The following is a 19843-nucleotide window of genomic DNA, read 5'->3' as shown; positions in this document are numbered from 1 at the left end:
TCCCCTCCTTTAGTATTCAACCTCATCGTCCGTTCTCGTTAATCTTTGAATGACAACAGTAGCTAGTAAACAGAACAATAATAAAGCAAACCCAACGGCACTCCCGTATCCAAAGTTATAGCTGTTAAAGGCTTGTTTATACATGTATGACGCGATAACCTCACTAGCTCCATTCGGTCCGCCACCCGTCATAACATAAATGAGGTCAAAGTATTTTAGTGAACCCACAAAGGATAAAACGATTGTTACTTTAATGACCCCCATAATAAGTGGAAGTTTAATCTTATAAGCAATTTGCAAAGGAGAGGCTCCATCAATTTTTGCCGCCTCAATAACAGAGTCTGGAATATTTTTTAGTGCCGCATAGTAAATCAAAATGTAAAACCCTGCATATTGCCAAATAATCGGGACAAAGATGGCACCTAAAACTAGATTAGGTTCAGCCAACCACGCTGGCGGATTATCTACACCGAAAAAGACGAGAAGGCTATTTAATAACCCATTCGAAGGGTGATAAATTTTTAACCATAACTGTGCAATGGCCACTGAAGACAATAGCATTGGAATTAGGTAAATTTTTCTTAATAGGTCTGCACCTTTTATTTTGGCTGCAAGAACAAGCGAGATCGCTAAATAGCCAATTAAACTTAATAGAGAAAAGATGGCCAGCAGTAATGAGTTTAATGAACTCTGCCAAAAATCATCATCGGTTAATAATTTGGTATAGTTACTTAAACCGATAAAGTCCATCTCTCCGATTCCGTCCCATTTCATTAATCCATAATATCCAGTCAAAATAATTGGGACATAAATTAACACTAAAATTAATAGGAGTGCTGGCAACACATACATAGCGATTACCCATTTATTAGACATCACTTTGTTCATCTAATCATCCCCTTTCCCTTGTTTAAAATCAGAAGGTATAATTAAGGAAAAAAGGGCATATCCATTTAATCGATATACCCTTTTCCTCCTGTTCATCCCAGTTTTATTCCTCGTCTGCGAGGACCTCTTCATGTCTGGTCGCGAATTCTTCTGCGGTAATTTCTTTTCCAAATAACGATTGAATTAAATTCAAATGCTCTTGTGCGGCAGACGCGCTCATTTGGACATCTGCATATAGAGTGATGTTTGAAGCCTTGTTTAACTCATCCAAAACATCAATAAACATCTCTGGTAAATCCAATTGAGAGGTATCTACTTTTGTCGCTGGGATTACACCGGCACCTGTAACAGATACTTCTCCCCATTTTTGAACAAAGAATTTTACGAAATCCTTTGCTTCTTGCTGAACCTTTGAATTCTCAGAAACGAATAATCCTACACCAGGGCCACCAACAAAGCTATTGATATCTCCTTTTCCACCTTCAACCAATGGGAATTTAAAGAAACCAATTTGATCCTTAAATTCTTGTGGAACATCTTCATTTGTTGTGAAGTTTGGTAATTCCCATGATCCCATCATATACATCGCAGCTTTTTCGTTCATAAATGGTCCTTTTGCCTCTTCATTTGAAAGCCCATTGTACCCCTTAACAAATGCACCAAGGTCTACTAAATTTTGAATCTCAGCAGCAGCCTGTACCAACGCTGGATCTTCAAAAGAACCAGAACGGTTAATCGCATTGGTTAATGTTTCCTTTCCACCAATTCGGTCAGCCAAATACATATACCACATGGAACCTGTCCACGGCTCTTTATTTCCAACAGTAATTGGAGTTACTCCATTATCGACTAGTGTTTTGACGACATTTTTAAAATCATCAAAAGTCTCAGGGACCTCCAGATTGTTTTCTTCAAAAATTCTTTTATTATAATAAATCGGAGCAATATTTAGTTCCAGTGGTAAGCCATAGGCTTTTCCATCCACTGAAAAAGCCTCTGTAGTTCCAGAAATAAAGGATTCACCCAGCTCACCTTCTAAAACATCATCCAGCGCAGCAAACTTTCCACCTTCAACATACGGTCTTAAAAAGCCTGCAGCCCATGTGAGCCCTACATCAGGCAATTGATTCGACGAAGCTAAAACCTTAATCTTCTCTTTATACTGATCATTTGATAAAATTTCTGTTTCAATCTTTACATCTGGATTTTCTTCCTCATACTGCTTAATAATATCTTCGACGATTCCATGATGCTGCTTTGAACTCCCTGCCGGCCATAGGTGCATCATTTTTACGGTAACTTTGTCGCCTCCGCCTGCAGTACCACCACCGTCACCAGCGTCATCACCTCCGCCGCAACCACTTAAAACGATGGCCGTCATCATTGTAAGAAGTAACAGCAAAGAAATACCCTTCTTTTTAAACAATATATTTCCCTCCAAAATTTTTGTCGTCACTCTAAAAAGAGCAGAAAATCTGCCATAAAACCTTCCATCTTACTCTTCTTCAAGTAGTTTCGATTTATTCATAGGAGTCCGTTTTCTTCCTGCCTTGCTTATCCACAAAAATTATGGATTCACCAAAAAGCTGGGTACAAACGTAGACCAGCTTTTTGGTTTATTTATTATGTGTTTCTTCTTAAAAATCGTTTGAACCAAGCGACTTGTCCATCACTTAACAAGCACTTCTATATTCTCTTATCCTCTAACTGCATCCAATAAATATTGATTTAAGATGGCCTTTAAATTCTCTTGACGTCCTGATTTATTGCTTTCAACCTTATCTAGTTTAAGAGCATACTCGCTTAGTTTGTGGAAGTCTGCCTTTCCTTCCACCACTTCAAGACCGATTCCCTCTCTATAGCTGCTGTAACGATCGGCAATGAAGTTCTCGAAAACCTTATCTTCAATCAGTTTTTGGGCAACCTTTGTTCCAACTGCAAAGCTATCCATTCCGGCAATATGTGCAAAGAATAAATCCTCAGGATCAAACGAGCCTCTTCGTACCTTCGCATCGAAGTTCAAACCACCTGAGCCTAGTCCACCGTTCTGGATAATTTCATACATCGCTAATGTTGTGGAGTACAAATCTGTTGGGAATTCATCCGTATCCCAGCCGAGTAATGGATCACCTTGGTTTGCATCCACAGATCCTAACATCCCATTGATGCGCGCAACACGTAATTCATGTTCGAATGTATGACCAGCAAGAGTAGCATGGTTCGCTTCAATATTAAATTTGAATTTGTCTGCCAAATCGTACTTCTGTAAAAACGATATTCCAGTCGCAACATCAAAATCATATTGATGTTTCGTAGGCTCTTTTGGCTTTGGCTCAATAAGGAACTGACCTTCAAACCCGATTTCTTTTGCATAATCGAGTGCCATATGGAAGAAACGTGCTAAATTATCAAGTTCAAGCTGCATATCTGTATTAAGTAAAGTCTCATAGCCTTCACGTCCGCCCCAGAATACATAGTTTTCAGATCCTAATTCTTTTGCTACTTCAAGTCCCTTCTTTACTTTTGCAGCGGCATAAGCATAGATATCTGCATTTGGAGAGGTTGCTGCACCAAATAACCAACGCGGATGGGTGAACATATTGGCCGTATTCCAAAGTAATTTGGTTTTACTCGTCTTTAAATGATCTTTAATGACCCCAACAATTTGATCAATGTTGTCTAAAGTTTCTTTTAAAGAATTCGTCTCAGGTGAAATATCAAAATCATGGAAGCAGAAATATGGAACATCTAGCTTTTCAAAGAATTCAAAGGAAGCTTCAACACGAGCTTTGGCTAAATCCATTCCGGTAAAATTGTCATAAGGTCGAACCATTGTCCCTTCTCCAAATGGGTCAGAACCTTCTCCAGTAAAAGTATGCCAATACGAAACTGCAAAGCGTAAAAACTCTTCCATGGTTTGTCCGTTGATTGTTTCTTGCGGATTATAGTATTTAAAAGCATATGGGGATTTGGAATCCGGCCCCTCGTATTTCACTTGATTTACATTTCCAAAATAGCTCATTACCCGTACCCTCCATCTTTATAAAAATTAAGTTGTTGGTAACACTGATTGAGAAATGATTGCCACCAATTTCTAGTGTGTTGCTTGAGAGTTAATTTATTCTTTAAAATTTATCTGACCATTCCGCCAATCGAAGTTGCCTTATACGTACCCAATTTCGCCTAGGTTAAATAGTGATCCAATGCATAGGTCTGTTAATCATTTCCTATACTACAGTTAGGTTTGTACTTATAAGCAATGATAGATAGAGTTCAATACATATAGGAGGGAATAAAAATAAATGGCGGAACTTCGACTAGAACATATTTATAAAATTTATGATGGGGACGTTACGGCAGTAACTGATTTTAATTTAGATATCAAAGACCGAGAGTTTATTGTATTTGTAGGACCATCTGGTTGTGGGAAATCCACCACTCTTCGTATGATCGCAGGATTAGAAGATATCTCAAAAGGGGAATTCTATATCGATGATCGACTGGTAAACGATGTTCCTCCAAAAGATCGCGATATTGCCATGGTTTTTCAAAACTATGCCTTGTATCCTCATATGAAGGTCTATGATAATATGGCTTTTGGATTAAAGCTGAGAAAAATGGATAAACAAGAAATTGATCGACGGGTGAGGGAAGCGGCAAAGATTTTAGGACTTGAACAGTACTTAGATCGAAAGCCGAAAGCACTATCTGGTGGGCAACGCCAGCGTGTTGCTCTAGGTCGGGCAATTGTTCGTGATGCAAAGGTCTTTTTAATGGATGAGCCATTATCTAACCTTGATGCAAAACTACGTGTTCAAATGCGCTCTGAAATTATTAAACTTCATCAACGCTTAAACACGACAACCATATATGTTACCCATGACCAAACAGAAGCAATGACAATGGCTACTCGTATCGTTGTGATGAAAGATGGGATTATTCAACAAATTGGGGCACCGAAAGAGATTTACGATAAACCAGAAAATGTTTTCGTTGGTGGATTTATTGGTTCCCCTGCGATGAACTTCTTTAATGGGGAACTGAAGGAAAATAAGTTTGTAACTGGAAATTTTTCATTCGAAGTTCCAGAAGGCAAATTAAAGCTTTTACGTGAGAAAGGCTACATCAACAAGCCCATTACCCTTGGAATCCGTCCGGAAGATATACATGATGAACCTTTGTTTCTTGAAATGTCACCAGGTTCAACCTTCACGACGAAAATCGATGTTGTAGAATTAATGGGGGCTGAAACGATTCTTTATACTACCATTAATGAGCAAAATATGATTGCACGAATTGACTCAAGAACAGATATTAAAGCCGGACAGAGTTTGGCTTTAGCCTTAGATATGAATAAAGCACATTTCTTTGTTCATGACACTGAGGTAAGAATACGCTAAAATATGTGCTTTCCTGCCAAACAAAAAACAGGCTATCATATGTTGATAGCCTGTTTTTTTACTATTTTAGAGTTGTCCATTTGATATTTGTTCATTAACTTTTTGACGATTCTCTAATTCTCTAATAACCTTTGCATACGTTTTGTCATCAAGGTTATAGAACTTAATGTCAATCATCGCCAACACAAGTAAGACAATTGGTACAACTGTTGTTGTAAGCAAAATACCCGTTAAAGAAGATTGAGTTTGAGCTTGGTTTGCAACATAACCGAATTGTGTAAGAACTAAACCAGGGATGATTCCTCCAAGCGCCATACCAAATTTAAAGAAGAAACCAACGATTGCGTAGATAAGTCCACCCATTCTTTTTCCTGTCTTGTATTCACCATATTCGATTGTCTCGGGGATAAGTGCCCACATGTATCCTCCAGCAGTTAGAGCTCCTGCAGCCGCAACCAAACGGAATATCATGATTGCCCAAACTACGGATGGTGGTGTTATAAGGATACCTAGTAATCCAACGATCGTAACAGCTAAGGAAATATAAAGTAATTTTTTCTTTCCTAGCTTTTTATTTAACCAAGGAATAAATGGCAGGATTACAAAAGCTGGAAGCGTACCAATCAAGCCATACCATTTAACAAGATCAGGACTATCCATATTGTACGTAACATAATAAATACCCACGGAGTTAATAACTGAATTCACACCAAAGATAATGATAAAGAAGATACTTAAAACAACTAATGGACGGTTTACACGCAACTGTTCAAAAATATCAGTTGGTTTAATTTTCACGCCAGCCTCTACTACTTTTACACGTTCTTTTGTTGATTTAAAAGTGAAAAGGATAAGCAGGGTTCCAACAACCCCCATAATTCCCATTGTTATTTGCCAACCAAGAGCTGTATCGCCTGACATATCTCCGATGTATGAAGATAAGAAAGGTACAAAGAAGGAAACAATTAATCCACCGATGTTCGCGAAAATCATACGAATAGAAGTAATGCTGACTACTTCATCGTTGTCACGGGTCATCGCAGATGTTAGAGCTCCATATGGAATATTAATAAATGTATAAACAACTGTTAACAAAGTATAGGTAACATATGCATAAACCAACTTACCCCACTCATTGAAGTCAGGAGTTGTAAAACAAAGAACTGCTAAAATGGCAAAGGGAACTGCACTATATAACAAGTAAGGTCTAAATCTTCCATACTTTGTGTTTGTTCTATCTACAAGACTTCCGATGATTGGATCGTTAATTGCATCGAAAACCCTAACTACTAAGAACATTGTACCTGCCGCAGCGGCAGAGATACCAAAAACATCGGTATAAAAGAATAATAAATATGTAGAAACAGTAGCATAGATAAGGTTACATGCTAAATCACCTGAGGCATAGCCCACCTTTTCTAATTTACTTACTTTTGTATTGCCGCTTGTTTCCGTCACTTCTGGACTTCCAAACTCAACTTTTTGTGCCTGAGCCATAATGTCATCACCTTCTATATTTTTATCACTAACTTTTTGGTAACCTCACAAACAAAATTTGAATACTGTAGCGGTTACGTTATAGAGTTTTAAAAAACATCATTCTAAATCCCTGGAACTGCTTACAAATATAAGTAATAAATCTATTAAAATTATGTATGCAAATGCATACTGGGTGTTTTGTCTTTATCATATCCTTCATTGAAACATAAAATCTTAAGATTTAAGAACGGTTACATAAAATGGTTTAAAACGATCAAAACCACATTGGTATGCCATCTTAATACAATGTTTCTTCTATGAAGCTAGAATTCATTTCCTTCCTTCACACTTTGTTAGTTCGTTCAATGAACTAACTATTAAAAATCATAAACCCGTTCTGTTTTTTTGTCAACGGTTTCAAAACAAAAATAGACAACTCACTTTTTTGTGCTAAAATAATAACAATGGAAGAAATAGGGGGATCATAATGGTATTCGTAGATAAATACGCAATACGTGAGATGAACGAAACAATTGTTCTCGAACATATTGTGAATCAAGGACCACTCTCACGTGCAGCCGTTGCGAATAATACGCATTTAAGCAAAGCGTCTGTTTCTGAGATTGTAAGAAAGCTAACAGAAACCAATCTTGTCCATGAAATTGGCATTGGTGACAGTACGACCTCCGGTGGCCGACGACCAATTATGCTAGAATTGAATAAACATGCAGGGGTTAGCTTAAGCTTTGACATCGGTTATAATTACATCGCTACGATGCTTACCTATCTTGACGGTGAAATTATTACTGAGCAAATTATAGAAGATAAGATTAATAGAGAAACGCTTATCGACAAAATTGAAAACGTTGTCATAGATTATCAGCAGATGATCCCCAAAACAAGCTATGGTATTGTTGGGATTACCATTGCCATTCATGGTGTTGTGTATGATAATTCAATTGTGTTTACTCCTTACTATGATTTAGCGAAATTAAATATATGTGAGGTCTTAGGGAACCGTCTCGGAATTCCTATCTTTATCGAAAACGAAGCAAATCTTTCAGCGATTGCTGAGCAAACCTACTCATCAAACTATAAAAATTTAGTTAGCATCAGTATCCACTCTGGGATTGGAGCCGGAATTATTATTGATGGGGAACTTTATACTGGTGAAAGAGGCTTCAGTGGTGAAATTGGACATAAGATTCTCTTTCCTGATGGAAAACCATGTCCCTGTGGAAATCGTGGTTGCCTTGAACAATACTGTTCTGAAAAGTCAATTCTCGAATTCTTTACTGAAGGAAACCAACCCACCGAAACAACCATTGCTCAACTTAAAAGTGCTTATTTGACAAAGGATCCTAAAGTGACTGAGTTAATTGATAGAGCCGCAAAATACTTAGCGATAGGAATTAATAATGTGACAACCGCCTTTAGTCCGGGCGTCATTTTTCTTAAAAGTAGGTTAACTCGTGAAATTCCTGATTTTCTCGAGAAAATCAATAGCAATCTTAACAGTTTTATTAATGAAGATGTTGAACTGCGGAATTCAACTCTTGGAGATCAGGCAACCTTATTGGGTGCATCAGCTGTAAGCATTCGGAATTTTTTACGTATAAAATCCATGAAAATACAGCGCTAAGGCTTATTCTTTCGCACATTCAGATAGGTAGATTCAAGGGTAAATGACATTTTCCTTAAAACGAAAATGCAAGCGTTATCAATTCTATTCTATTAAAAACCATTTTACTTTTCATCCTTTGTTAGCTAATTAGAAAACAAAAAGTACGTACAGAATGAATCGACAATTCGTCGATTCATTTTTTATTTAATCCCTTTTTTCTGTATTTATATACATGCCCTTCATTCACTAAAAGGAAAAAGAGAGCCACTAATTTACAAACAATCTCCCCTCTACTGTCGGTTAAAACCCTTTCCTTATGAAAACACTATGGTATGGGGAACTTTATTTGAATGGTTGTTTTCGAGATGCTAAAACTCTAAAGCTAATGGTAGCGTGACCTCCCCCAGTTCTTAAGCGTTCATCTCGTTTGCAAGCTCTTTTCTCATTTGTAATTTTTTTGTAGCTAACCAAGAATGAGCTCAGGTTAATGTTTTTCCTTTAGAAGCAACCTAGTTTGAGGAAAGAGTCAATTGATTTAAGAAGAGGGTGTGTTGTCTTGGACGATCATGTAGTGGACGTATTGGATGATGAATTAAAAAAAATGATTGATGTGGAAATACAAAGAATGACGTACACAAAAAATTTCCGGTCTCCGTCTGCAGAGGAATGGTATATCTTTTTACCCAACTACAAAGACCCTTCAACTGGCGGTGCCGCAGCTAAAGCCATTATTCAATACAATATCTTTGACAATAAAGAAATTTTTATCAATACGACAATTATCTTCGACGATCCTGCTCTCTTTAATAACAAACTGAACCGTCTAGTTTATGCCCTTTCAGATGAAATTGTTAATCGTCTGGTTGGCTATGCAGATACCCTTTTATCTGTACATGCTGGTGAAAATTCCTACAATGCTGTGTATAAACAATAACCATTATTGGAGGGGGTTAAGATGAATCATAAATTAGTTGAAAGTATAAAAAAGGATGCCATTCCACTAAAAGATTTCAATGACTACAGTCCACTAATGAAAAAAGTGGCTGAGGCTAAATTTGTTTTACTGGGAGAATCCTCTCATGGCACATCCGAATATTATCAAATTCGGGCCAAGCTCTCCAAACAACTTATCCAAGAAAAGGGCTTTACTTTTATCGCTGTCGAAGGCGACTGGCCAGCTTGTCAACATATTAATCGGTATATAAAAAGCTATGATAACCGATATAAGAATGCACGAGAGGCCCTGACCGCTTTTGGACGTTGGCCTGCTTGGATGTGGGCAAATGAGGAGTTAATTGATTTAATTGAATGGATGAAAACCTATAATCAGGATAGGCCAAAAGAAGAGCAGGTGGGCTTTTACGGGGTTGATGTTTATAGTTTATGGGAATCAATGGAAGAAATCATTAAGTATTTGGAGAAAACCAATTCTCCTGATCTTGAAACAGCCAAAAAAGCCTTCGCTTGTTTTGAACCCTTTAACCGTGACCCTCAGCTCTATGGTGTATCAGGCTCATTTTACTCTGAGGATTGCAAGGATGAAGTAGTCAAACTGCTCACTGAGATAACATTAGAAAAGAAAAAATACACAAGTTACTATGAAGAAGGCAAATTGAACCTCGAAGTGAATGCAATTGTGGCTGCAAATGCTGAAAATTACTATCGAACAATGGTCACTGATGATACAGAATCATGGAATATTCGTGACCGGCATATGGTAGAAGTCCTGAATAAAATTAGCTCCTTTTATGGAGAAAAGGCGAAAGGGATTGTTTGGGAGCACAATACCCATGTTGGGGACGCACGTGCAACTGATATGGCTGAAGTAGGGATGGTAAATGTCGGGCAGCTTTTGCGAGAACAAAATGCCGACGATGAGGTGTTTATCGTTGGATTCGGTACCCATCGCGGGACCGTCATTGCGGCAGATGAATGGGGGGTAGATTTTGAACGAATGATTGTCCCTCCTGCTCAAGAAGGAAGCTGGGAGGATGTGATGCATAAAGCTGGTCCGCATGACAAACTCTTAATTTTCGATAAAAATAATCATGATAGCTACACCGACAGCATTGGTCACCGTGCAATTGGAGTTGTTTATAATCCTAGGTATGAGCAATATGGAAACTATGTTCCATCTATTATGAGCGAACGGTATGATGCATTTATATACATTAATAACACCAACGCCCTTCAACCATTAGAAGTGGAAAGAGTCCTTCTTTAATTCTTTTGGCTCCTTCCTCAAACCTTACTTTCACGAAAACAGCACTTCATTCAAACATGGAAAACCCGCCACGAGGATTCCCCTCATCGTGCGGGTTATTTATGTATGATGTATCATAAAATAAAACAATTCATCCTATCTATTTCAATGTACTTCTAAACTGGTCATAATCAGATTTAATATAATGAAAAGCTGCTTCATGTCCACCAGCGTCTGGATGGGTTATTTTCAGTAATTTTTTATAGCTTGCCACTACTTCTTTCGGACTGGCTGTTTTTGATAGTCCTAACTTTTGTCGATAATTAGGTGATTTCATAGGTCGTTGTGGCGTCTTCTCAGGCTCTTTTTTATTCCCTTTATAGAGCTCTTCTTTTAACCTTAATATTTCCTTTCGTAACTCAATGTTTTCTTTCATTAAAGCACTAGTTTCTTGCTGTATTTCCCGATTTTCATTTTCTAATTGGACAATTTCTTTTCTGTATTGCTCTTTTTGCTGAAGAAGTCTATTAACTGAATTTTCATGGAGCTCTTCTAAACCCTTTATATGCTCGTCTTGTGCTTTTAATTTTGCTTTTAATTGGCGAATGACTCTTTCTTGATTTGAGAGATTCGTTGAGTATTGCTTAGCATCCTTTTCACTTGAAATGTATTCGGACAGCTGCTTTCCTTCCCCAACATTTTGAATCCTTCCTTCACGGAGCCATCGTTTAACAATTTCCATCCCTGTACTAGAAGCAACACCGGCGTCCATCAATAGATTAATGGCTTGATCCGTATCATCGAGGATGTATCCTGATTCTCTACGCTTGGATGGGGCATATTTCACCTTACGTTCAAGTAGCCAACGTCTAACGGTTAGAATTCCTACATCTTCTGCAACTCCTGCGTCCTTTAATAATTCAAAGGCCTGATCCGTGTTCACCATGGTCCCTCCTTCTTCCCTCTTCAGCTAGTACGTCATTTGTTAATCCTAATCATATAGGAGTTAGTAATTAAAGGGAATGGATAAAAAAGACTAAAAAAACGGTGAATCCAATGGCTTATTTTTATAGTGCTATTTGCGTAAAGATTATTGCTAACATCCTCAACATCATATTTTTTCAAATGGTAGTTATTTTTTTCGATATTTTATTTCTCCTCCAATAATCGTCATTTCAATATCCGTGGTTAATAGTTCATCGGGGTCTTCCATTTCGAAAGGGTTGGCTGAGTAAACCGTCATATCCGCTAATTTCCCTCTAGTAATTGTCCCCTTTATTGTTTCCTCATTTGTCGGGTATGCTCCAAGTTCGGTAAATAAGCGAAAAGCTTGCTTCATCGTGAGCTTTTGTTCTGGATAATAGCCATCATGCGTTTCTCCTGGTTTTTTACGGGTAACGGCTGCATGAATTCCAAGTAGTGGATCGACTGGTTCAATCGGGGAATCCGACCCCCCTGCACAAATGACCCCACCATCGATTAATGATTTCCAGGCATACGAAAGCTTCATTCTTTCTTTTCCTAAACGTTCCTCGACCCACGGGAAATCACTCGCTAAAAAGCGTGGTTGTATATCCGCGATTCGATTTGGATGAGAAAGACGTGGGATAAGTTCTTCCCGTAAAACTTGTGCATGAATTAATCTGTCACGATAAGTGGTTGGCGGAAATTGATCCAACACATCAAGAACATTTTCCAAAGCTTTGTCCCCAATCGTATGAACAGCAATGGGCATATCTAACTTGCGAGACCGTCTGACAATATCATATAGATGTTCCTGATCATACATCGCATCCCCATAATTCTCAGGATCATCCTGATAGGGTTCAGATAAAAGAGCGGTCCTTCTTCCGAAAGCTCCATCTGCAAAGATTTTGACTGCCCCAATTTGCAACGTATCGTTCCCGTAGCCTGTATACATTCCAAACTCTTTTAAGTCTGGTAAAAACTCATGGTTGATTAAGAGATTACTACGCAAACCAATTTTTTCTCCATTTAATAGCTCATCAAATAGCTTCCATGTTTTTTCTAATCCTCCCAAGTAAAGAGGATCATTCGTATGGACACTTGTTAAGCCCTTTTCCATGGCAACATGCATAGTTTTACGCATGACATCTTTCCATGTTTCATAAGAGTGGGCCGGAATATTCCGTTTTACCAAGGTCATTGCAGATTCAAGCAACAACCCAGTCGGCTGCTTCGTTCTCTCATCTAATACAATTGTTCCGCCTTCAGGAACCGTGATGGCTGGATGATACTGACTCATTTTAAGAGCCTTGCTATTTACAACCGCAGCATGTTGACAAACCCTTGTTAGCATTAAAGGATTCCCTGGGGCTACAAAATCCAGTTCAGAAGTCGTTGGGATGCTTCCGTCAGTAAATAAATTTTCATCCCAACCGATCCCTAATAGCCATTGATCTGGTTTTAGTAGCTTTGTATGTTCCTGGATTTTAATTAACATTTCATGTTTGGAGCTGACACCCGTTAAATCTAAATGGATAAGACTATCTGCGATAATGGAAAGATGAAGGTGACTATCGATTAAACCTGGTGTAACGGTGTTCCCTTCTAAATCTATAACACAAGAGGTGCCACCCCATTGAAGCAGAATTTCTTCCGTTGTGCCCATGTCAATGAAACGGCCATTCTCGGTGACAACGGCCTGTACATTTGGAATACGTGAATTGAATGTATAAAAGTTTCCATTTGAATAGATTGTTCTCAAGCTAAATCTCTCCTAATAGCCTATTTAATGCTTTTATTTTACCATTCAACCAGATTGATAGCACAGGGGCAGGGATACAATTACTTTGGCTTTTTAAGTTTTAGCAACATTCTTTTCGAAAACAGCATTTACTATCAATAGGATTCGATCCCCAAAAGCATAAAAAAATAGCGTGAAGCCCTATGGGATTTCACGCCTGAAGCTTATTGTATGAGTCTCTGACATTCCTTATGATTGGTTACTTGCGATCTTTTCTTTCTACGGCATATTTTGCCTCAGTGTAACTTGTTACCTTCCCATTAATAGGATCATCCTCTTCAAATTGGATAAAAGAGATTGTATGTATTCCCGGCTTAAGCATAGAACCTTGTAAACCTATTGATGTATCTTTTCGGTCAACAAACTGTTCCGGTCTTACATACGTTTTATCTACAAACACAAATGATTGTCTACTTCCATCGAAATCTTCTGCATCAATGCCAATTTGTATCCGACGATCATCACCATCCACAAAAAACACTGGCGTTTTCCCATCTTCGGAGGTGCCAGCTGGTGTATGAATCGTAATTTCACCGCTCCCTTTTTCAGTAACCTTATTTGGAAATGGGTATTTTCCCATCATCATTTCCTCATTGTCATTATCGTTCGTTTCCATAATCGTACTATATCCACTCATATTATTGTTTTCCGCACTATTATTACAGCCAACTATTGTTACAAGAATAAAAAATATTCCAGTCAACATGAATACTCTAGCAAATCGACCCAATCCTTTTCCTCCTTAAATTATTTTATTGAACAGGTAAAGTTAAAGGAAAGGTTGTAGCAACCTTAAGCACAATCCTTAAATAGGGTGCCCAATTGAATGAAAAACATACTCTGATCAATAAGACAACTGAATTGGTGGCACTAGTTGTATAATCATGGCAACGAAATAAAGTCACTCAAATAAAAATAGGAAGAGACTCTCAATCTATAGATTGGGAGCCTCTTCCGTTATAAAACTACCTTTTATTACACTGTTTTGATTTGATTGGCAACTGCGGTTGTAATATCCTTTGTTGTTTTCGGGACGAATTTTTTTAATACCGTCTTTTGCATGGTAGCAAGTGGGCCTTTTGTGGATACAGGCTCAATCTCAAGATAACCTGTTATCCGTGTATGATTGTTATCAATCACATCTGCTTCATAATGCCCTTTCCCAACAAAATCCTCTGAAAGACTCCTAAAATGGAAGGCTACTTTTCTTGGTTCAACCCATTCCTTGATATCAACCTTCAGTTTGGCTGTTTTCTTTAATATCCCTATATCCCCTTTAATTGCCCATGTCGATTGTTTTTCGTTCACAATCTCATGTTCTTCATAACCAGGTACTGTAGCAGCCCAGTTATCAATATCGCTTATGTACGTCCAAATTTTTTCGATTGAAACTGGAAGTTCAATTGTATGTTTCCCATTCGCCATTTTTTCACCTCATTGGTTATTTACATGTTGTTACCACAAAATGAGTGTTTCATATTCTTCAATCTTTTTGCTCAATATTAACTTTATGGTTTACACATGTTGGCTATGACTAATTATGTTATTTGACCCTGAATCGTTCACCCTCGCTTCATACAGTAATACTGTGATTCTTTAATAGGAAAGACACAAAAAGATGACCTCATGGAATGTTTGAGGTCATCTGAAAAAATTCTAGGTTTATTGTTCCTAGCTTTATAGGCAAATCAAATCCGCACTTTTTATGATTAATCGTCCTTATCCTTCTTTTTATCTTTCTTCTTATCCTTCTCTTTCTCTTTCTCTTTCTCCCTACCGTTTCTGTTCTCCTTACCGTTTCCTCTACCCTTTCCATGGTTCTCTTTCTTTTTCAACCAATTCTTTTCGGGATTTCCTCGATCCTTTTTTTCTTCCTTTTTCGGCATTGGAGGTGCGGGCACATAATCCCGTTTAACTCCTTTTATATATAATTCATTTTGAATTTTTTCTACAGATTCTGGCTGTACAAAACGGCCACTCTCTTCGGCGTATGCCTGCATCATTGTTTTAAAGATATAATGGGCAATCCTCGAATCCTCTGCTGTCAGGTAGTTTCCGGTTCCGTTCTGGGCATATCCAGTCCAGACAGTCATCGTATAGCTGGGGGTATAGCCAGCAAACCAGCTATCACTTGTGGCATCCTCTGGATAGCCATATTTACTAAGCGTCTTTGCGTTGAAGTTGGTAGTTCCTGTTTTCCCCGCAAGATCAACTCCCGGTAAGGCTGCTAGTTTCCCTGTTCCATTCGGTGCATTGATGACTCCCCGAAGCATATCTGTCACCATATATGCGGTATAGTCCTGCATCACCCGCTCCGCTTTCGGCTGAAAATCGATTACTTTTCCATCAGGAAATTCGACTTTCGATACAAAATGGGGCTTCCTATAGATTCCTTCATTGGCAAAGGCTCCATAAGCTCCTGCTAATTCAATCGGAGAAACTGTATTACTTCCGATTGAATAGGACTCGTATACTGTTCCATTAGGATAAGTAATACCAAGGTTCTCTGAGAAAGCTTGTGCCTTATCCAATCCCACGCTCTCCAGTGTTTTTAAAGCAGGAATATTTCTTGACTCAATCAGTGCCTCGCGGATGGACATCATCCCACGATAATGTGTATACGCATTTCGGATTGGATCCCCTGTTGAATACTGGTAAGGAGCATCCTCGATTTGATGATAAGTAGACCAATTTAAATATTCAATCGCAGGTCCATAGTCAAATATTGGTTTAAATGTTGAGCCAGGTTGGCGTTTTAAATCAGTCACAAGGTTATGGCCACGGAACGTGGTTTTAGACTCATTTCGTCCACTTCCAATTGCTCGTATTTCACCTGTTTTTGAATCCATAAAAGCAAAAGCAGTCTGAAAGCGGTCATTAGGATAAGCGACCAGGTCCCCTGCTAGAATCGAATCAGCAACCTGTTGAGCCTTAGGGTCAAGCGTTAGGAAGATTTTCAATCCATCTTTTGTAATATCCACGTCTTTTATCTGTGTTTCTACTTCCTTTACCGCAGCGTCTAAAAACGCTTCATATGGCATGCCGTTGCTCGTTTTTTCTTCAACAATCCCCTCAGTCACTGGAACTTGTTTAGCTTCATCTCTCTCACTATTGGAGATATAACCATGTTTATTCATTAATGTAAGAACCACATTACGTCGATGTGTTGCTGCCTGAAGGTTTTCCGGCTTTGTCGGATCATAATTATTCGGACTCTGCGTCAATCCAGCCAGCATTGCTGCTTGGGGCAATGTTAATTGGTCGAGATTTTTTATATCCAACCCATAATAATTCTCAGCTGCAGCCGCCACACCGTAAGAACGGTTCCCAAGATTAATTTTATTGACATACATTTCAAGAATCTCTTGTTTGCTATACTGCTGATCCAGTTGATAGGCTAGGTACCATTCCTGCACCTTTCGCTTAATCGTTTTTTCTGGTGTTAGAAATGAATTTTTAATCACTTGCTGAGTAATCGTACTAGCGCCCTGGCTACCAAATTCTCCGGTTACGTTCACAAAAATTGCCTTAGCTGTTCTTAATATATCTATCCCACGATGTTCATAGAAGCGGTTATCCTCCGTCGCTAGGATAGCTTCCTCCAATTGTTTCGGAATTTGGTCGTACGAAATTTTTGTTCGGTGTTCCGTTCCATACTCGTGGATCATTTGGCCGTCTTTATCATAAAACTTCGATGATAGCGGGTCAGCTAATTGGGCTGAATCTAGCTCAGGAGCATCTTGAATGAAGGCATAAACACTGACCCCAACTACTGCTAAGCAAATGAAACAAAAAATTAGGAATCCGATTAATAGCTTTTTTATCGTTTTCGTTGGCTTTTTCTGTCGCCTGTTTCGCTTGTTGGCTTTTTCGGCAGACTTACGTTCTTCTCTTGTATGATAAGTACTCGTCATGATGATGTCTTCCTACCTTTACCTTTGTTCTTATTCCAATCGATATCTACATGTCTGTCTTCAGAATCTCTATAGCTTTTAATCTATTTTTTTAAAAGTTCCTTTTCATTTAAAATAGAAACACGGATATACCGAATACGCGATGTATCAAGGCGATCCAACCCCTGTTCCGAACGTATCTTTAAAAAGTTTGATGTCGCAATTTTCTTTACCAATTCCTCAAATATTTGTCCTGCTTGTATATTTAAATCTTTCACAATATTTTCTGTTTTCACCTTATCATCCAAAATATAACAAACTCGGAATTTATTCATAACACAACACCTTTTCCATTTTTCTATCTCACCATAACCAATTGAAATGATGACTACTGAATATCATTCGTTAACGTTCTATTCTTTATGGGGGTTTTTTTATGGAGACACACCTTGTGCTTCCTTCCAAACTATTATTAACCAATTATGCTTTCCCATGGCAAAACAAGGCCTTCTTTATTTGCTAAGGTACTATTCTCAGATCAATTAGCTACTGAGCATAAAATAAATATAATTTTGCTCTGTTCCACTACAAAATACTTTTTTACTATAAGAACCTAGCTTGCAAATTTACGATAACGTACAAAATCTTTTATCTTGTGTTAAAATCGACTTTAGGATTTTAACAGCAATCGATCCGAATACAGCTTTAGATTAAATAGAAAAATGAGTGTCAATACTCAAACATTTATTTCATATTCGAACTGGAGGAATACCTATGAAGAAAATCTCAATTCTCTTTCTCTCTCTTCTTGTCATGATGTTTACTTTTTCATCTATCACTTTTGCTGATGTTGCCGAAGGGGACAAAATTATCACCCTTGGAGAGAATTTATCAGAGGAACAAAAAAAGCAAATTTTATCTGAATTAGAAGCAACAGATTCCACTCAAGTTATTACCGTTTCGAACCAAGAAGAACATAACTACCTTGGTAATCTACTCCCTAAGGCAACCATTGGCACAAGAGCCATTTCGTCTTCTTCTATCACTTATACCGAAGCTGGAAGTGGATTAAACGTTACCACCCACAATATTAATTGGGTGACGGATGAAATGTATTTAAACGCACTAATAACAGCAGGAGTAAAAGATGCTCATGTTGAGGTAACCGCTCCGTTTAGCGTTTCAGGTACCGCCGCACTTACAGGATTGATTAAAGCATATGAAATTTCAACAGGAGAAAAGATTCCTGAAGATGTGAAGAAGGCTGCTAACGAAGAAATGATTCAAACAGCTAAATTAGGGGATCAAATTGGAGCAGAAAATGCATCTGCATTATTTGCTAAAATTAAAGAAAAAATAGCCGCAAACTCCCCTGAAACTGATGCAGAGTTACGTGATATTATTCTGCAAGCTGCAAAAGAGTTGGGAATTACCTTAACAGAGGAACAAATCCAACTGTTAATGGACGTGTTTAACAAACTGAAAGAGTTAAACATAGATTGGAACCAAGTGGGAGAGCAACTGAACCAGGCTAAAGATAAAATTTCAAAATACCTACAATCCGAAGAAGGACAGAACTTTCTTGAGAAGCTTAAGCAATTCTTTATTTCCTTATTCGATGCCATAAAAGCCCTATTTAGTTAAGAGCCTTACCGAGGCTAGCATTCTCAAAGTAAAGTAAACAATAAGAGGACCCTTCAATTCGAAGGGTCCTCTTATTTGTACGCTAATTAAAGAAGTACGGTCTAAAAAGTGCATTAATGTACAAGTTTCAATCTAGAAGAAGAACTTCATCGCCCACCTGAATTTCACCAGTTCTGATGACTGAAGCATAAACACCAAAATTACTTTTTCTTTCTTTAACAACCGTTTTAAGTAAACTCGAATCTAGTTCTGCATTGTCTGGATTAACGGTAATAATCATACACCTTTCGCAGTGAGCTACTAATTGAATTTCAACTTCACTGCCTATTTTAATTCGTCGACCCATCCATTTTTCTTCACTAAACGGCACTTTGTCTATTAATGAAATGAATAAATTAGGTCGAAAACGTCGAACATCAATCTCTTTTCCACCCCATAATTCTTCCAAGTAATCCAATGAAGCGTCTGTCGCAAGGAGAATATGTTCTACTTCAATGGGTCCAATAGGCACAAGCGATGGAGAATATTCCTTAGTAGAAATTTTGCGTTTCGACTTATTTTCCATCTCTTTAATTAATTCTTCATCTTGCCAATTGAAAACTTTCCCCTCAGGCGTCATGACCTCGACTTTTGGATATTCGTCTAATGAATCTTCACCTATAAACCTCGCTTGATATTGAACCATTTCTTTAAATTGGGTGATGGTTAAGAACTTCCCATGATTTGTCTCGTCTATATAAGCATGGCTACGATCTCCATATAACCCATATTCCATTATTTTGGACTTTTCTACACTTTCTCCGCGAAGAGATTTTACTGGGTGACGAACAAGTTCTTTAATATGACCAATCAACATTTTAAATCACTCCAACATCAATTTAACTTGCAGGATATATAACTAATCTTTCAGTTTAGGATACTTCTAAACTATCATGTTCTGACTGA

16 protein-coding genes are annotated in these 19843 nt (G+C 38.0%); 5 read left to right on the top strand and 11 right to left on the bottom strand.

Annotated features, from left to right (window positions below; translation table 11 throughout):
- Positions 1-9: 9 nt before the first annotated feature.
- From H0185_RS21495 to xylA, 3 genes are all read right to left on the bottom strand, one after another.
- Complete coding sequence (locus H0185_RS21495) at positions 10-888, bottom strand: carbohydrate ABC transporter permease (protein WP_221875548.1); 879 nt, start codon at positions 886-888, stop codon at positions 10-12.
- A 103-nt stretch (positions 889-991) separates the two neighbouring features.
- Positions 992-2314, bottom strand: coding sequence for an extracellular solute-binding protein (locus tag H0185_RS21490; RefSeq protein WP_425515841.1), 1323 nt, complete (start codon positions 2312-2314; stop codon positions 992-994).
- A gap of 270 nt (positions 2315-2584) precedes the next feature.
- The gene (gene xylA, locus H0185_RS21485) at positions 2585-3910 is read right to left on the bottom strand and encodes a xylose isomerase (protein WP_221875547.1); all 1326 of its coding nucleotides are present in this window, start codon (positions 3908-3910) and stop codon (positions 2585-2587) included.
- A 280-nt stretch (positions 3911-4190) separates the two neighbouring features.
- Between xylA and H0185_RS21480 the strand changes: the two genes are divergently transcribed.
- Complete coding sequence (locus H0185_RS21480) at positions 4191-5288, top strand: ABC transporter ATP-binding protein (protein ID WP_221875546.1); 1098 nt, start codon at positions 4191-4193, stop codon at positions 5286-5288.
- Between the two features lie 66 nt (positions 5289-5354).
- On the opposite strand, the gene H0185_RS21475 is transcribed toward H0185_RS21480, so the two are convergent.
- Entirely contained in the window at positions 5355-6785 is a 1431-nt protein-coding gene (locus tag H0185_RS21475; RefSeq protein ID WP_221875545.1) for a glycoside-pentoside-hexuronide (GPH):cation symporter, read from the bottom strand.
- Positions 6786-7254: 469 nt separating this feature from the next.
- Here H0185_RS21475 and H0185_RS21470 point away from each other — a divergent pair, with 469 nt between their 5' ends.
- From H0185_RS21470 to H0185_RS21460, 3 genes are all read left to right on the top strand, one after another.
- On the top strand, positions 7255-8409 hold the full coding sequence (locus H0185_RS21470) for an ROK family transcriptional regulator (RefSeq protein ID WP_221875544.1): 1155 nt from the start codon (positions 7255-7257) through the stop codon (positions 8407-8409).
- A gap of 583 nt (positions 8410-8992) precedes the next feature.
- Positions 8993-9325: a hypothetical protein gene (locus H0185_RS21465; protein WP_221875589.1), complete on the top strand. Its 333-nt coding sequence runs from the start codon at positions 8993-8995 to the stop codon at positions 9323-9325.
- A gap of 21 nt (positions 9326-9346) precedes the next feature.
- Entirely contained in the window at positions 9347-10615 is a 1269-nt protein-coding gene (locus H0185_RS21460) for an erythromycin esterase family protein (protein ID WP_221875543.1), read from the top strand.
- Positions 10616-10754: 139 nt separating this feature from the next.
- Here H0185_RS21460 and H0185_RS21455 read toward each other — a convergent pair whose 3' ends face one another.
- From H0185_RS21455 to H0185_RS21430, 6 genes are all read right to left on the bottom strand, one after another.
- Complete coding sequence (locus tag H0185_RS21455) at positions 10755-11540, bottom strand: hypothetical protein (RefSeq protein WP_221875542.1); 786 nt, start codon at positions 11538-11540, stop codon at positions 10755-10757.
- Positions 11541-11726: 186 nt separating this feature from the next.
- Complete coding sequence (locus H0185_RS21450) at positions 11727-13322, bottom strand: amidohydrolase (protein ID WP_221875541.1); 1596 nt, start codon at positions 13320-13322, stop codon at positions 11727-11729.
- A 238-nt stretch (positions 13323-13560) separates the two neighbouring features.
- On the bottom strand, positions 13561-14091 hold the full coding sequence (locus H0185_RS21445; RefSeq protein ID WP_221875540.1) for a hypothetical protein: 531 nt from the start codon (positions 14089-14091) through the stop codon (positions 13561-13563).
- A 245-nt stretch (positions 14092-14336) separates the two neighbouring features.
- Complete coding sequence (locus H0185_RS21440; protein WP_221875539.1) at positions 14337-14786, bottom strand: SRPBCC family protein; 450 nt, start codon at positions 14784-14786, stop codon at positions 14337-14339.
- A 284-nt stretch (positions 14787-15070) separates the two neighbouring features.
- Positions 15071-17275, bottom strand: a complete 2205-nt coding sequence (locus H0185_RS21435) for a transglycosylase domain-containing protein (RefSeq protein WP_221875538.1) — start codon at positions 17273-17275, stop codon at positions 15071-15073.
- A gap of 83 nt (positions 17276-17358) precedes the next feature.
- Positions 17359-17589 (bottom strand): hypothetical protein, encoded by a 231-nt coding sequence (locus H0185_RS21430; protein WP_221875537.1) that lies wholly within the window; start codon positions 17587-17589, stop codon positions 17359-17361.
- Between the two features lie 439 nt (positions 17590-18028).
- Between H0185_RS21430 and H0185_RS21425 the strand changes: the two genes are divergently transcribed.
- Complete coding sequence (locus H0185_RS21425) at positions 18029-18898, top strand: DUF1002 domain-containing protein (protein WP_221875536.1); 870 nt, start codon at positions 18029-18031, stop codon at positions 18896-18898.
- Between the two features lie 127 nt (positions 18899-19025).
- Here the strand turns inward: H0185_RS21425 and H0185_RS21420 are convergent, their stop codons facing one another.
- Positions 19026-19754 (bottom strand): MOSC domain-containing protein, encoded by a 729-nt coding sequence (locus H0185_RS21420; RefSeq protein WP_221875535.1) that lies wholly within the window; start codon positions 19752-19754, stop codon positions 19026-19028.
- Positions 19755-19843: the final 89 nt, after the last annotated feature.

The sequence above is a fragment of the Mesobacillus maritimus genome (assembly GCF_019749255.1).
Taxonomy (GTDB): domain Bacteria; phylum Bacillota; class Bacilli; order Bacillales; family Cytobacillaceae; genus Mesobacillus_B; species Mesobacillus_B maritimus_A.
Note: the sequence above shows the minus strand (reverse complement) of the source record. Positions and strands in the feature narration are given on the sequence as shown.